Annotated in this window: 19 protein-coding genes and 1 pseudogene; 9 read left to right on the top strand and 11 right to left on the bottom strand. The window is 53.0% G+C overall.

Features of this window, described 5'->3' with window-relative positions; translation table 11 throughout:
- Positions 1-131: 131 nt before the first annotated feature.
- The 11 genes from K7R23_RS13405 to K7R23_RS13355 all read right to left on the bottom strand — a co-directional run bounded on the left by K7R23_RS13405 (position 132) and on the right by K7R23_RS13355 (position 7643).
- Positions 132-323, bottom strand: coding sequence for a DprA-like winged helix domain-containing protein (locus K7R23_RS13405; RefSeq protein ID WP_012906787.1), 192 nt, complete (start codon positions 321-323; stop codon positions 132-134).
- A 198-nt stretch (positions 324-521) separates the two neighbouring features.
- Positions 522-1217, bottom strand: coding sequence for a bacteriophage antitermination protein Q (locus tag K7R23_RS13400; protein WP_012906788.1), 696 nt, complete (start codon positions 1215-1217; stop codon positions 522-524).
- A 21-nt stretch (positions 1218-1238) separates the two neighbouring features.
- Positions 1239-2306: a DUF968 domain-containing protein gene (locus K7R23_RS13395; protein WP_012906789.1), complete on the bottom strand. Its 1068-nt coding sequence runs from the start codon at positions 2304-2306 to the stop codon at positions 1239-1241.
- Complete coding sequence (locus K7R23_RS13390) at positions 2303-4030, bottom strand: DNA cytosine methyltransferase (RefSeq protein WP_012906790.1); 1728 nt, start codon at positions 4028-4030, stop codon at positions 2303-2305. Before K7R23_RS13390 ends, K7R23_RS13395 begins: the two co-directional genes overlap by 4 nt.
- The gene (locus tag K7R23_RS13385) at positions 4023-4904 is read right to left on the bottom strand and encodes a phage N-6-adenine-methyltransferase (protein ID WP_012906791.1); all 882 of its coding nucleotides are present in this window, start codon (positions 4902-4904) and stop codon (positions 4023-4025) included. Before K7R23_RS13385 ends, K7R23_RS13390 begins: the two co-directional genes overlap by 8 nt.
- Positions 4901-5773 (bottom strand): conserved phage C-terminal domain-containing protein, encoded by an 873-nt coding sequence (locus K7R23_RS13380; protein ID WP_012906792.1) that lies wholly within the window; start codon positions 5771-5773, stop codon positions 4901-4903. Before K7R23_RS13380 ends, K7R23_RS13385 begins: the two co-directional genes overlap by 4 nt.
- On the bottom strand, positions 5770-5949 hold the full coding sequence (locus K7R23_RS13375) for a DUF4222 domain-containing protein (protein WP_012906793.1): 180 nt from the start codon (positions 5947-5949) through the stop codon (positions 5770-5772). Before K7R23_RS13375 ends, K7R23_RS13380 begins: the two co-directional genes overlap by 4 nt.
- Before the next feature lies 1 nt (position 5950).
- Entirely contained in the window at positions 5951-6655 is a 705-nt protein-coding gene (locus tag K7R23_RS13370) for a phage regulatory protein/antirepressor Ant (protein WP_012906794.1), read from the bottom strand.
- Entirely contained in the window at positions 6636-6833 is a 198-nt protein-coding gene (locus K7R23_RS13365) for a hypothetical protein (protein WP_024132789.1), read from the bottom strand. The genes K7R23_RS13370 and K7R23_RS13365 overlap by 20 nt, the downstream gene beginning before the upstream one ends.
- The gene (locus K7R23_RS13360; protein WP_012906795.1) at positions 6830-7387 is read right to left on the bottom strand and encodes a YmfL family putative regulatory protein; all 558 of its coding nucleotides are present in this window, start codon (positions 7385-7387) and stop codon (positions 6830-6832) included. Before K7R23_RS13360 ends, K7R23_RS13365 begins: the two co-directional genes overlap by 4 nt.
- Positions 7380-7643: a helix-turn-helix domain-containing protein gene (locus tag K7R23_RS13355; protein WP_012906796.1), complete on the bottom strand. Its 264-nt coding sequence runs from the start codon at positions 7641-7643 to the stop codon at positions 7380-7382. The genes K7R23_RS13360 and K7R23_RS13355 overlap by 8 nt, the downstream gene beginning before the upstream one ends.
- Before the next feature lie 98 nt (positions 7644-7741).
- Here K7R23_RS13355 and K7R23_RS13350 point away from each other — a divergent pair, with 98 nt between their 5' ends.
- The 9 genes and pseudogenes from K7R23_RS13350 (at position 7742) to K7R23_RS13310 (ending at position 13363) form a co-directional block, all read left to right on the top strand.
- Positions 7742-8437 (top strand): XRE family transcriptional regulator, encoded by a 696-nt coding sequence (locus tag K7R23_RS13350; protein ID WP_012906797.1) that lies wholly within the window; start codon positions 7742-7744, stop codon positions 8435-8437.
- Positions 8438-9429: 992 nt separating this feature from the next.
- Complete coding sequence (locus K7R23_RS13345; RefSeq protein WP_024132791.1) at positions 9430-9801, top strand: hypothetical protein; 372 nt, start codon at positions 9430-9432, stop codon at positions 9799-9801.
- 56 nt (positions 9802-9857) lie between these two features.
- Entirely contained in the window at positions 9858-10685 is an 828-nt protein-coding gene (locus K7R23_RS13340) for a YfdQ family protein (protein ID WP_012906803.1), read from the top strand.
- A gap of 138 nt (positions 10686-10823) precedes the next feature.
- Positions 10824-11366: a hypothetical protein gene (locus K7R23_RS13335; protein WP_012906804.1), complete on the top strand. Its 543-nt coding sequence runs from the start codon at positions 10824-10826 to the stop codon at positions 11364-11366.
- Complete coding sequence (locus tag K7R23_RS13330; protein WP_012906805.1) at positions 11351-11551, top strand: hypothetical protein; 201 nt, start codon at positions 11351-11353, stop codon at positions 11549-11551. The genes K7R23_RS13335 and K7R23_RS13330 overlap by 16 nt, the downstream gene beginning before the upstream one ends.
- Positions 11548-11874 carry a hypothetical protein gene (locus K7R23_RS13325; RefSeq protein ID WP_012906806.1) on the top strand — a complete coding sequence of 109 codons (327 nt, stop codon included), beginning with the start codon at positions 11548-11550 and terminating at the stop codon, positions 11872-11874. The genes K7R23_RS13330 and K7R23_RS13325 overlap by 4 nt, the downstream gene beginning before the upstream one ends.
- Positions 11871-12602 carry a DNA-methyltransferase gene (locus K7R23_RS13320; RefSeq protein WP_012906807.1) on the top strand — a complete coding sequence of 244 codons (732 nt, stop codon included), beginning with the start codon at positions 11871-11873 and terminating at the stop codon, positions 12600-12602. The genes K7R23_RS13325 and K7R23_RS13320 overlap by 4 nt, the downstream gene beginning before the upstream one ends.
- Entirely contained in the window at positions 12599-12796 is a 198-nt protein-coding gene (locus K7R23_RS13315; RefSeq protein WP_012906808.1) for a hypothetical protein, read from the top strand. The genes K7R23_RS13320 and K7R23_RS13315 overlap by 4 nt, the downstream gene beginning before the upstream one ends.
- A pseudogene (locus tag K7R23_RS13310) lies at positions 12796-13363 on the top strand (3'-5' exonuclease). Before K7R23_RS13315 ends, K7R23_RS13310 begins: the two are co-directional and overlap by 1 nt.
- Positions 13364-13381 lie beyond the last annotated feature (18 nt).

The following is a 13381-nucleotide window of genomic DNA, read 5'->3' as shown; positions in this document are numbered from 1 at the left end:
CTGATAGGCTCACTGTGCTTTAGCGCTAAAGCGGTGGGCCTCGGTTCGCTTGTGACCTCAAACATGAGCGAATGGCTGGTGGAGTGCTCCAACACCCACCAGCCGCCCATTTTCACAGCCAATAGCCACCATTACTGGAGGCGCTTATAACATCCGAATTGATAAAACGAAAACCCCGCCATCACTAATTGCGTGAGTATAAATTCACAGCGTGCAAGGCTCAGGTGTGTATTCTCTGCAATTTCCCCAGCGGTCGCTGGCGTTGTACTTAGTTCATTAAGAATTGCTTTCGCTTCTTCTGTCATATCTTGCTGATTTAGCATGTCTTTTACCTTAAAAAATAGTGTGACATACAGATAACTCTGGTCGCCGACAGCAGCAAGAAGTCTTTGCAAAAGACATAAAAAAACCCCGCCGAAACGAGGTTAGATACAGTTTTGACAAAATATCAAATTAGCCTTAAATATGGCTCATTTTGTTGCATTTTGCAAGCGCGTTAGACGGAGTTAGTGAAATTTAGGTCACATTTCCAGCGCATTAGCCACTTCCAGCCCTTCGCGCCTGATGAGGATCGTTTGCAGCGCCTGAGTGTCAAGCTCGACGAATGCCGCTTTAAATCTCGCCCAGTGCGATGCATACACACGTAACCAGGTTGAACGATCCACAGACATCATTCGCGCCAGCGCCGCACCGGCGTATTCTTTATATGTGTCATTGCTTCTGGCCGCAGCCACCTCCTGCGCTGCCAGCCAGACAAGACCGACCAGTTTTTTCACTACCCGTGATTGCAGCTTCTTCTCTACCCTGCAATTCTGAAACTCATTCCATACATGCTGGCACATCAGCGTCTGGTACCTGAAGTTCAGATCGAAACCGTAGCAGTAACGGATCCATGCCTGCTGGTAGTCATCCAGTGAATTGATTACCCGGCGCCACGGCGCGTAACTAAATTCCAGATCCTGCATTGGCGGGAACGGTCGCCGCCGGCTTCTCGTTTCCAGCACATAAACAGGCGTGGTTAATGCCTTCACAAGCGAGTGTCCACAGCCTTCCCCGCCCTCCAGTTCGATAAGAGGCTGCCCGCAGCGGGGCGTTTTATTTTTGTCTGCCGGTGGATGTTCGCTAAACGCCTGCAGTTGCCCCTTTGTCCCTTCAGATAAATTCGCCAGGGCGCGCTTTACTTCTATACGGGTATATTCAATGGCCTGTAAGTTCATTCAGATTAGCGCTCCATACACTTACGCTTTAACAATTACGCCGATCGCCAGCGCCCGATCCAGAAAACGAAACAGCAGTTCCAGCTGTGTGCCATATTTCTGCTCGAACGCCGCTACATCGGCATGCAATTTGTCGTGGCACTCTCTGCACAGAGGGAACACGAACAGGTCATGGGCTTTGGTAGCAGTGCCACCCATCCCATGACCGATAACATGATGCGGATCGTCTGCCGGACGGCGACAACACTCGCAGGGCTGACTTTTAACCCAGCGCGTATACTTCTCATTCTCCCAGCGGCGGCGCTTAGGCCGTAACATGAACGACTCCGGTGATTCAGGATCTGCGCTCAATGCAATAACCCTTGGCTGCTGCTCCTGCATTACCTGCTGATTTTCCTGTGGCCTGCACCTTTTTAACGATCCAGCCGTTTTTATCCTCCTCTGCAGGGCGACGGTTGGTCGGTTATCTGCGGCAATAATGTCGCTTTCTTTATATACAGATGGGAACGGTTCATAGGGCATCTGCATCACTCTGGCTGCCAGTTCTTCCGGAATGGCATCTGCCACACCGACATAAATAGCCCACCAGCACAGCTCAGCGATCGACAATTCCCGCTCGCGATTAAACCGAAGGCCGACCAGCACGGTATCAATGATCCAGTCAATAACGTTACGGCGCGCTATACCAGCCAACAGATCGGTTGACTGCTCACGAAGTTTGTTATCGCAGTGCCAGCAAAGCATCATCGCGCCCGGGGCGTGTCGCATGGTCACCAGCTCATGATGGTGATAATCCGAGTGCGGGTACTGACATTCACCGATATTCCGCTCAAGCCAGTGATCCAGCCCGGAGAGACTACCCGCAGCACGGATCACCCTCTCATCAGTGAAGAATGGGATCAGCGCTTCATCCTCCGCCAGCGGCTGCCGGGCATCAGGAACACGGCCGGTTGACAGCCTGGCCATGTTCTCCGGTTCGGACTCCACCAGCACGCGCCCCGCGGAGAAAAGGCGCATTAACTCTTTGCCCGGTTTGAGCAGTACCACGCCAAGACGTGGCACAACTTCAGGGGTTAACAGCGCTCTCATGCAACCTCCCGCTGCTGGTTGCATAACTCGGGCAGGTTGGCTTCTACCAGCGCACGGGCAAACGGGGGCGGAACGGCGTTACCGCAGCGCGCTACCTGCTTGTCTTTTGCATAGCGCTGGCCGCGATAATCACGATCGATAATGTAACCTTCAGGAAAGCCCTGGGCCTTATACAACTCATGAGGCTGCAACATGCGCATGCCAATATCGACGATCTGGTAGTCGGCACCATCAACCGTTACCAGGCCGAAGCGATCATTGGTTGTGACGGTTCCCAGCGGTTCATCCAGCGATACGCCGCTTTTTTCATTTCCGTAGTACTTCATCAGGAAGGCGCGAACCTCTCCGATATGCAGACCGCCGGCGGTCACCGTAGGCATGGGCTGATCCACTTTTCGACCGTCTTTGCAGGTACCGCGCAGATGAACCAGGTGTGAGGTCACAACAGCATGGTGATCAGTGGTCGTAACGGTATGCGCAGGTGCATCCATAGCGGCACCCGGCCCCGTATAATTACCGCCGAAGTGTTTCGCCAGAAAGGTGGTCACCAGCTGCGACTTTCCACCACCGCCAGCGGTTACTGTTCCATTGGGTTCATCAGCGCCGTGTCCGGTACTGTTACCAAACTGGCGGGCTATCATTGGCGCCACCAGGCAGGCGCGGGACTCTTTTAACACGGTGTGGGCCGGTTTATTTATCGCCCGCGGCTTCGCCTGATATTCGCTACCACCATTACCGGCGATAAACGGGGTAACGACAGCGTATCCATGGGTTTTGGTAATAGTCTGCAGCGGACTATCAATGCCCTGCCCACGAAAGCAGTCATATGCCGTGCGGCTGCTGGTGTGATTACACTTCACAATAAACGGTGTCGGGTTGTTCAGCACAAACCGCTCAATACCACGCGCAATGCGCTTCAGCGTATTTTCCGCCAGCAGCTTTGGGCGCTCAAAAATGCTCTGGCAGGGGATTGACCAGTCGATACACTCCGCCGCGGTACGCCATGGCGCCAGCCTGCCGCTCTGAACTTCCAGCGATTTAGGATCGCCATGTGTTGGCTCTGGCCAGTGAATTTCCTCACCATCACAGCGCATGACCATGAAGAATCGCTTGCGGATCGTCGGCGCGCCGAAATCGCAGGCTCGCAGTTCGCGATAATCGATGCCGTAGCCCAGCCCGTTAATAAGGCGCTGCGCCTGCTCGCTGCCTTTAGGTACAGACAGGAACTCGCACACCTCAGACAGGGCGGGATGATCCGCAGGTATGCCGGTGGATAGCATGCCAACAAACGCCGCGAAGGTTTCGCCCGCGCGGGATGGATCCGGGCGCATTTCGTCTGCCAGCAGCGGCCCCCACGTTTTGAACTCCTCCACGTTCTCCAGCATCATGACACGCGGGCGCTTCGCCAGCGCCCAGCGTACTACTACCCACGCCAGACCGCGAATCTCTTTTTTTACCGGCTTAGCACCCTTCGCCTTTGAGAAGTGGCGGCAATCAGGGCTAAACCAGGCCAGGCCGACCGGATTACCACCAGTGGCCGCCAGCGGATCAACGTCAAACACGGACTCGCAGTAATGCAGGGTATCGGGGTGGTTAGTTTTGTGCATAGCGATCGCGTTTTCATCGTGGTTGATGGCAATATCCACGCTGCGCCCGATCGCCAGCTCGATCCCGGTACTCGCGCCGCCGCCACCAGCAAAGTTATCAACGATAATTTCACGCATTGACGGCTCCCTGCATGCTGTAGACCAGACCACCAGCCACGGTGATTATTTCGCTGGTGGGCATACGCTCAAGCCAGAGCTGATTGATGTTCGCCTTCAGCTTGTTCTGCTGGGCCAACTCCAGAGAATCCGCTCCCTCAACCTGATTGAATACCAGGCCAACCTCCAGCGGCCAGATACGCGACTCCACTTCTGGCTGTCCCAAGCCAGCAGGCATAACGTCTTCCACCGGGGCTGGCGGCACCACTTTTTCCGCGGCAAATTGGGCCAGCGACATAAATGCCCGCCCCTTAGCCTCTAGATCACTGCGATGAATGTAGCTGAAACGCTCGCCCCGCCATGTCTTATCGAATACCACTATGGCGCCAGCGAAAAATGCGCTGGTAGGCTGCTGTTTCTCGTCTGCCGGGATAAACCATGCAGGCAGGTCGAAGCCAATGCGGCCACGGATGAAAACAATATGATCAGCATCTTCAGGCCACCATGTTTCACTAGGTGCCGCTTTGATGAGGAACACATAGCGACCGCCCTTCTCACGCATGGCAGAGGCATAGCTCATGATATGACTCATGCCGGTGATCGCCTGCTTACCGTCGTATTGCGATCGGCTATAGGGCGGATTGCCGAACGCGGCGCCACCGATGGCGATCAGCATTTCCGACCAATCCTGTGTCAGAGCGTTATCTTCGGCGGTGTACCAGACCGGGCATTTGGCGTTACTGTCGTCGGCGAACAAATCCAGCATCAGCGGCCCAAACATCGCATTGATGCCCCAGAACAACAGTTCCGGCGTGCGCCACTGATCGCCAACTTCTTTTAACTCGTGGACTGGCTTGCTACGTAGTTCAGCCAGCGCCAGGCAGTATTTATTCATGAGCGAAATCCCGAGTTTTCTGGTAGTGAATAATCCACATCTTTGAAGGTTGCCCGCGCAGCAGGGCTGTGGTTGTTAACCCACTCGCCATTTTTGCGCTCAGGGCGACCAGCCTTGTGCCATTTGTTCGCGGCCTGCAGGTAACCAGGGAATTTCGTTGGGTGAAACAGTGTCGTAGGTCGAAGGTACTCGGACATTTTAAAATCCTGCCCCCATTTCTCGGTCATGTACTCCACAACCAGAGTGAGTTCGTAGATGGTGAACCCCTCCCCCAGCCGGGCGCGAATATTCTCCAGCGACGTTTTCCCCACCTGATAACGGGATCCTGTTTTTTGGTTCAGAAAAGTCAGAACCTGTTTAGCCTGATCAGTGATCTCCACAGCAGGGGCGGGTTGCGACGCAACCGGACAAGAAGTTTTTTTATCTGATGGATCAGTAGTTGATTTTACTGACGGATCCCCGCCAGATTCTGACGGGTGAAAACCGCCATTTTTATCAGATTTTGACGCCTCAATTTTTGACGGGTCAGATTTTGATGCGTCAGATTTTGACGGGTCAGAATCTGGCAGGTGAGAGAATGCCGCCGCCTGGAGTTTCCTCACATTAAGTCGATAAACATTGGATGCATTACGGTTACCCTGGCGGCGAGCGGTACGGGTCAACCACCCTTCAGCTTCCAGCTTTGCAATAGCCGTTCTGACTGTGCTGGACCCCGCCCCAATCTGGCGAGCGATAGTCTCAATGGACGGCCAGGAAACGCCTTCATCGTTACTGAAGTCTGCCAGGCGTGCCATGATTGCGACACTGGAAATCTTCATGCCAGCCGCCGCACAGCCATCCCAGACGTATGCAGATAATTTAACGCTCACTTATCTACCCTCACGAATCTGGAACGAAACACGATCAGCGGTGCCGCACATTCCCAGTCATATCCTGGGCGGCGGTAGATAACACGCTGTCCAGTTGCGTCATAACCGATCACATTTACGACAATACCGTGATGATCCCGGTAATATCGGTTCAGAGGTTGAATATGCTCTGTCACGTTAGCCCCCCATCAATTCGGAGGCGTAGCGCTCGGCGATCCACTGGACGCCACGAGGTGTTACGCGGGTTTGCGTATAGGCATGACCGAAATCAGACGTGCCGGTTTTGACAGTGAACAGGCCCTCCCGCTGGCGCAGGGCATGAGGCAGCAAATTGCCGGACTGGCGGAACAAAACCTTGTCACGCACCAGTGCATCTATCATGGCTTTTTCCGGCATGTTGAGGATCTTCGCCGTCTCACGCAGGCCTTTGGCGCCGCCAGACTCTACGTAGTGGTTTACGAACGCCACCTTTGGCGCGTCCTGCTGAACCTTATGTGACAGCTGCGCATTCTGCTCTGCCATATCGGCGGCCAGGCGGAGCGCTTCGGGGAGGGTCTGGGGAATTAATGCTGTGCTTTCCAGCTCCTGCCAGCGATCCACAACCGCAGCCGTAAACTCAGGAGAAAGTCTGGCAACCAGCACCAAAGAATCGCGTTTGTTGAACCGATATTCCTGATAAACGTTGCCGTTATGCTCAAAATCGAACTGCGCCAACGGCGCGGTTAAAAGACCAGCAGCATTCAGGCGCTCAGCGGAGCGTTTGACGTCACCATGTTTACTCTGCACAAGAGCGGCGATTTCACGGCTGCTCATTGTCACTACGCCGCCGAATGCAGGTGAAAAACCAGCAGCCTGTGCGCGATTAATCAATTGCTGTGGCATTTTGCTGACCTCCCCGGGAAATAAAGTCACCCACAGCCCACTCGGTAAAGCTGTGGTTCACGAGTGCCCAGCCGCCGGGTACTCTTACGGCATAGCAATACGTGACATCGCCTTTGCCACCACGAACTGGCAGCGCGCGAAGTTGCGAACGCTGGCTATTTGCGGTTAAATTGCTCATGCGGATTTCTCCATACACATAGATTTATCTGCCACGACGCCCGGAGCTGCACACTCGCGGGCGTCACTCTTTTCTGGCTGGCAGAAAACGCGGAAAAGCAGCGTTAAATGCTCCTGCCACTTAGCCATGACCTGATAGCTGTTCTCCTCTATCTGCGCCCTTTCGGCATCGTCAATCACGCCGTCTGCTGTCGCCTTTCGCACATACTGAGAATGACGCCCGATCCATTCGACCGACTCCATCAGACGTTGATTGATGTCGGCGTTATCAACTTCTTCCACGTCCGCCAGCGGCACGAATACGCCGTTTGAATGGCGCGCTATGGCATCGGCGATGTGGTTTGAGCCACCAGCGCTCTGCAGCACCATTGCCCAGCCCAGCGGGAAAACCTGGTCGCCGTCGGCACGCAGGCGGTTAAAGAGCGAATTTTCCGTAACATCAAGCCATTCAGCCGCCTCGGCGTATCCGCCAGGCAGTTCAGCGATCGTTTTTTTAATTGCTGCCACCAGCCAGGCTGGCTGACGTTCAACTTTCCACTGCGGTTCGTTACCCACGGCTATCCCCTTTTTTCTGTGGTGCAGCTTTAACGCTCTTCCCTGTAGGGTTTACATAACGCTGCGGGTACAAAATCTGGAGTTCGTCTATCTGGCCCGAATAAAACTTCACCAGCCTTTCAGCTACATCGAGAGAAGCAATTTGCTGTCCCCGTTCAATTCGGCTTAAGTTGGCAGGATCAATGCCCACCAAGTTGGCGACATATGAGAGTGTTAAATTTTGCGATTTTCGCAAATTTCTTAGCGGTGATTGCATAAAGCCCCCTATAATTGCGCAATACGCATATTAATGTGTACTTACGACTTGCGCAAGTTGCTTTGCATATCACGCAAAAACAACCTGTAATAGAACGCATGAACATAGGAAACCGCATTAGAGAATTGCGCCTCGCAAGAGGCATGAAAATTTCTGACCTTGCTGATGCTGTTGGTATTGACGGCGCGAACGTTTCTCGCGTAGAGACCGGTAAGCAAAAGTCATTTACTGAACAATCGCTTAGCAAATATGCAAATGCGCTCGGCGTTGATGTTGCTGAACTCTTTACACCTTCCATAAATGAAACTACTGTATACAAATCCAGTGAGAATAATCCAGTTTATGGAGAGGATGACCCGGTGTTTAGAGTCGAAATGCTTGATGTCAGTGCCAGCGCTGGCATGGGTTTTATACAGGGTAGTGATGTCATCGATGTCATCAGATCGATTGAATACAACAGCGAACGGGCGGTCGCTCTGTTTGGTGGAAGAACGCCAGATACCGTTAAAGTGATCAACGTTCGCGGTGATAGTATGGCTGATACTATAGAGCCAGGTGACCTAATCTTTGTTGATGTTTCAATTAATGAATTTGATGGTGATGGCATTTATGTGTTTGGTTTTGACGAGAAAATTTATGTCAAACGGTTACAGATGATTCCCGATAAAATTCTGGTGATATCTGATAATCCCAAATACAGAGAGTGGTCAGTTGATCAATCTAACGAAGACCGTTTTTATGTGTTTGGGAAAGTGATGCTTAGCCAATCACAAGCAATGAAAAGACACGGATAACCCCTCTCCAGCAAAGAGCCGCCGCTTAATGGCGGCTTTTTCATACCCTAAATATTGCGAATTACGCATTTTATTACTTGCGTAATTCGCAATATTATTTTATCTTCATTCCATCAACAGCGAACAGGCAGGACGCCCACGAAGTAGCCGCCCGGGGCATATGAAGGCCGGGATGATTCGCTCAGAACATGGCGAAAGCCGAAAGACTTGAAGGCGGTTTTCTCAGGTTGCGCGCTAAAGCATAGCGGGGAGAACCTGGGGCGGAGAGCAAACCCCGCGATTCAGGACATGATCGCCTGTGCATACCAATAAGCCGTCTGGCAGCGTAACTGCTCTTTACATTGGCACCGGCAAAGTGGCGCCGCTGAACCGAGGCTGGTGGATCGTAAAACCGCAGGAGCAAGCAACAAACGGTAGTCCGTATGGAGAAAAATCCGTTGAGTAAGGGGCCTGGCCGGAACCGTAACCGGCACACAACGATGAGAGCATTGACGAGCAAGGTTTAATGTCCGGTTCGATTCCAGACACCACGAAGCGGTGGCAATGGGCAGGGAAAAGGTCCGTTCAATTCGGACACCGGCAGTGCTCTCTTCGTTGTGGAGTATACAAGCGTATTGCAGCGCCGGTCGACGCAAAGACCCGTAAATCGACTGAGCCGTAGTTACTGGCGGCCAATACCAAAACAGAGCGGCGGGAAGTAAGTAGGGGTAGCGCCCTGGTGTCACAACCAAATCACGCTTAGGACCGTGATAACCGTAGTACCAATATTGCTGTGTGTAGTCTTGGCGGTACCAGTTCCATCCCTTGAAGTCCCTGGTACCGCCCTTTTTACACAAGAGACAAGAGCATCACCGGGCGACGGGCTCATAACCCAATCCACCCGGGCGTTAAGGAAGTGGTCTTCTCACCCATGACCAGCGCGCAGGTGCTCTTTTCTGTTGTGTATGGAGAAACTTACGGCGGCGGCAGCCGCTTAACCGAGAGGAAATGCTATGAGCAATGATCGCATGACCGTAGTACCCGATTTTCTGGGTGAGCTGGACGCCGGCGTGTTCATGAACAAAATCGCCGCCGCGCTTAATACCACCGCGCTGGGTGTTCTAAATAACGGCACCAAAGGCAAAGTTGTTCTCACCTTTGATTTTGAGCGTATGGGGAATTCCGTTGAAGAGAAGCGCGTCAAGATCAAGCACAAGCTGAATTACAGCACCCCGACGCCGCGCGGTAAAGCCTCCGAAGAGGACACCACTGAAACGCCAATGTGGGTTAACAAAGGCGGCAAGCTCACCATCCTGCAGGAGGATCAGGGGCAATTGTTCAGTATCAACGGCGCCACAGACGGAAAGCTTAAAGCGGCTCAGTGAACCGCTGACAACTAATTCACTGCCACCAATTCGATCATTTGTTAATAAGGAATTTTATGTCTCAGGTAGACAGCGGTACTTTTAAGCAGGTTAAAGATCTGGTTCTTTCTGGTTATCACCTGAATGATATTAACGGCCTGGCTTGCCCAACAGCATTACTCCCGGAAGAAACTCGCGTTGAAAGCCTCGAGCGCTTTTCTCTTGAGCGCTTCCGTTTCCGTGGGGCCATGACCACAACCAGCATTGATGATTTTGCCCGTTATTCTAAAGGCTACGCCAGTACCGAGGAACCTGCTCGCTGCTTTATTGATGCGGACAATATGACTGCGCGATCCGTGTTCAATATCGGCACGCTGGATAATCCGGGCCATGCTGATAACGTTGCTGCAATCACCCTGAAGCAGACTGCGCCTTTCCGCGCGCTGCTGGCGATCAACGGCGACCGCCTGAAGCAAAAGCAAATCGCTGAATGGCTGGAAGACTGGAGTGATTATCTGCTGGCCTTTGATGCTGACGGAAATACCATGCAAATTTCACAGGCTGCTCAGGCTGTTCGACGCATCACTATCCAGCAGGCCACCCAACAAGATCATGAAGACGGTGATTTCAGCGGGAAAAAATCGCTGATGCAGAGTGTTGAGGCCAGCAGCAAAGATGTTATGCCTGTAGCGTTTGAGTTCAAATGCGTGCCATACGAAGGGCTTGGTGAGCGTGCATTCAGCCTGCGCAATAGTCTGCTCACTGGTGACGAACCGCGTTTTGTACTGCGCATTGTTCAACTGGAAGCGCAGGAAGAAGCGATCGCCAACGAATTCCGCGACCTGCTGATCGGCAAATTCGACGGCGAGCCAGTGGAAACCTTTATCGGTAACTTTAAAGCGTAATTGCTCAGCCTTAATTGCCCTGCCCCGCGGGGCAATTAGTGAAGCGTAATTCATTTAAATATCGCCATCTGGCGAGGGATTCGTGCAACCAAAAATCAGCCGAAGGTGCAGCTGCGAATAAATGGAGAAATAAAACCGATGAGCTACATACAGACATTATCAGGCAAGAAATTCGACTATGTGAATGCCACTGTTGACGATATTGAGATCGAAGATATAGCGACCGCGCTTTCCCATATCTGCCGCTTTGCCGGCCACCTGCCGGAGTTCTACTCCGTGGCCCAACACTCAGTTCTGTGCAGCCAGCTGGTAGAGCCTGAGTTTGCCTTTGAAGCGCTGATGCACGACGCCGCAGAAGCGTATTGTCAGGATATTCCCGCACCGCTTAAAGCCCTGCTGCCGGACTACCGCCGGATTGAGGCGTTTGTCGACGAACTGATCCGCTTTAAATTCAATCTGCCGCTCACACAGTCTCCTGTAGTGAAATATGCCGATCTGACAATGCTGGCTACCGAACGCCGGGATCTGGACATTGACGACGGTACATCGTGGCCCATCCTCGAAGGAATCCCCACCAGCGACCTTATCCAGATCGCTCCTCTTCGCCCGGGCCAGGCTTACGGACTTTTCATGACCCGCTTTAACGAACTGATGGAGCTGCGCGCATGCAACACCATATGAAAGTAAAAGAACTGGTTGCCGCGGCACGCATGGCAGCGTCTGACCTTCCACCAGCAGCGGCACAGTTAATGCGTGAAGTCGCCACCAGACTGGATGTGACCTTTGTTGCCCTGAGTGAAGCTCTGGATCAGCGCGTCACCCTTATGGCAGAGAACGAAATTTTACGCGGGGATAAATCGCAATGAACGAACAAACTACAGTTAAACACCTCCATTTCTACGGTGCCAGCGATGATCTGCTGGAATGCGAAGGCGCGATCCGCGAGGAGATTGGTTGCTATAACTCTCCAGGCATCTATCACCTCAAATCCGCCGAGGGTGAAATGCAGGTTGTCGGTTATTACCTCGACTCCGGGCTGTGGAGCATCGGAATCAGCCAGGTCGCCGAAGATACGCCGCTGCCAGCGTGGCCCGTCACTTACGCCATGCATGAGCGTGGTTACAGTGTCCAGCTCACCATCACTGTGCCGGACGACGCCATTCTGGTTTTGTCAGAGGAAGATGAATGAGCATTACCCTGCATAACGCCGACTGCTTCGATGTTTTTCCGACGATTGCCAGCGGTTCCGTAGACATGGTGTGTGCGGATATTCCCTACGGTACCACGCAGTGCTGCTGGGATTCGGTGCTTGACCTCGAGGTGATGTGGCATGAACTGTACCGCATCGCCAAGCCGTCAGCGGCAATTGTCCTGTTTTCGGCTCAACCGTTTACCGCGGTGCTGGTCGGCAGCAACCTGGCGGACTGGCGATCCGAGTGGATTTGGGAAAAAGGCAACGCCACCGGCTTCCTTAATGCCAAAAAACAGCCGTTGCGTGCCCATGAAAATATAGAGGTGTTTTATCGTCGCCAGCCGACATACAACCCGCAGTTTACCCATGGTCATGCGCGCAGAACATCGAAGCGCAAAACCGTCAATTCGGAGTGCTACGGCAAAGCGCTGACGCTGACTAAGTATGACTCAACCAGCCGGTACCCGCGCGATGTGCAGTTTTTCTCGAGTGACAAGCAAACCGGTAATTTCCATCCCACCCAGAAGCCGCTGGCGCTGGTTCAGTACCTGATCGAGACCTACAGCAACCCCGGCGATACGGTGCTGGATTTCACAATGGGAAGCGGTACCGCAGGAGTCGCCTGCCTGCGTGTCGGGCGCTGCTTTATTGGCATTGAGAAAGACACCTCAATATTTCAGGTCGCGCGTCATCGTATAGGGACTAAGCAGGAGCATGCAGCATGAAGATCCGCTGTTTTTTCGGGCTTCATAAATGGGTGCTGTTCAAGAAAGAGCTTCACCCATATCAATCTCTTAACGGACTGCAGCCAACTATTATTTTCCACTATGGGTGTAATGGCTGCGGCAAGACCAGAACAGAGACTCGCGAAGAGGGTTACTGGCATTCTTTTAAACCATCAGATTTGGAGCACATGTAATGAACCACCTTATGATCGACCTAGAAACGATGGGTAATAAGCCTGCTGCGCCAATTGTCGCGATCGGCGCTGTGTTTTTCGACCCGAAAAGCGGTGAGCTGGGCGCCGAGTTCTATGTGGCCGTCAACCTCGCCAGCGCCATGGATCAGGGTGCTACCCCTGACGGTGACACGATCCTGTGGTGGCTGAAGCAATCAGCGGAAGCTCGCGCTGCTATTTGTACCGACGACACTAAGAACATCGCCGAAGCGCTCTCCGAGCTTAGGTCATTTATTAGCCGTAACTCTGACAAACCGCGTTATCTGAAAGTCTGGGGCAATGGCGCCAATTTCGACAACGTTATTTTGCGTTCAGCCTATGAACGCGCCGGCCAAACCTGCCCGTGGCAATTCTGGAACGACAGCGACGTGCAGCACCATGGTGCTGCTCGGCAAACAGCTTGGTTTCGATCCAAAGCGCGATATGCCATTTGATGGTGTAGCCCACAACGCACTGGCCGATGCCCACCACCAGGTGAAATATGTATCGGCAATCTGGCAGCGACTATTGCCCGCCAGCGCCGAATAATACCCCTAATAGCCCGGG

Origin of the sequence: Citrobacter rodentium NBRC 105723 = DSM 16636, from assembly GCF_021278985.1 — a bacterium.
GTDB classification, from domain to species: Bacteria; Pseudomonadota; Gammaproteobacteria; order Enterobacterales; family Enterobacteriaceae; genus Citrobacter_A; species Citrobacter_A rodentium.
The sequence above is the reverse complement of the archived record's forward strand: the minus strand, read 5'-3'. Positions and strand labels throughout refer to the sequence as shown.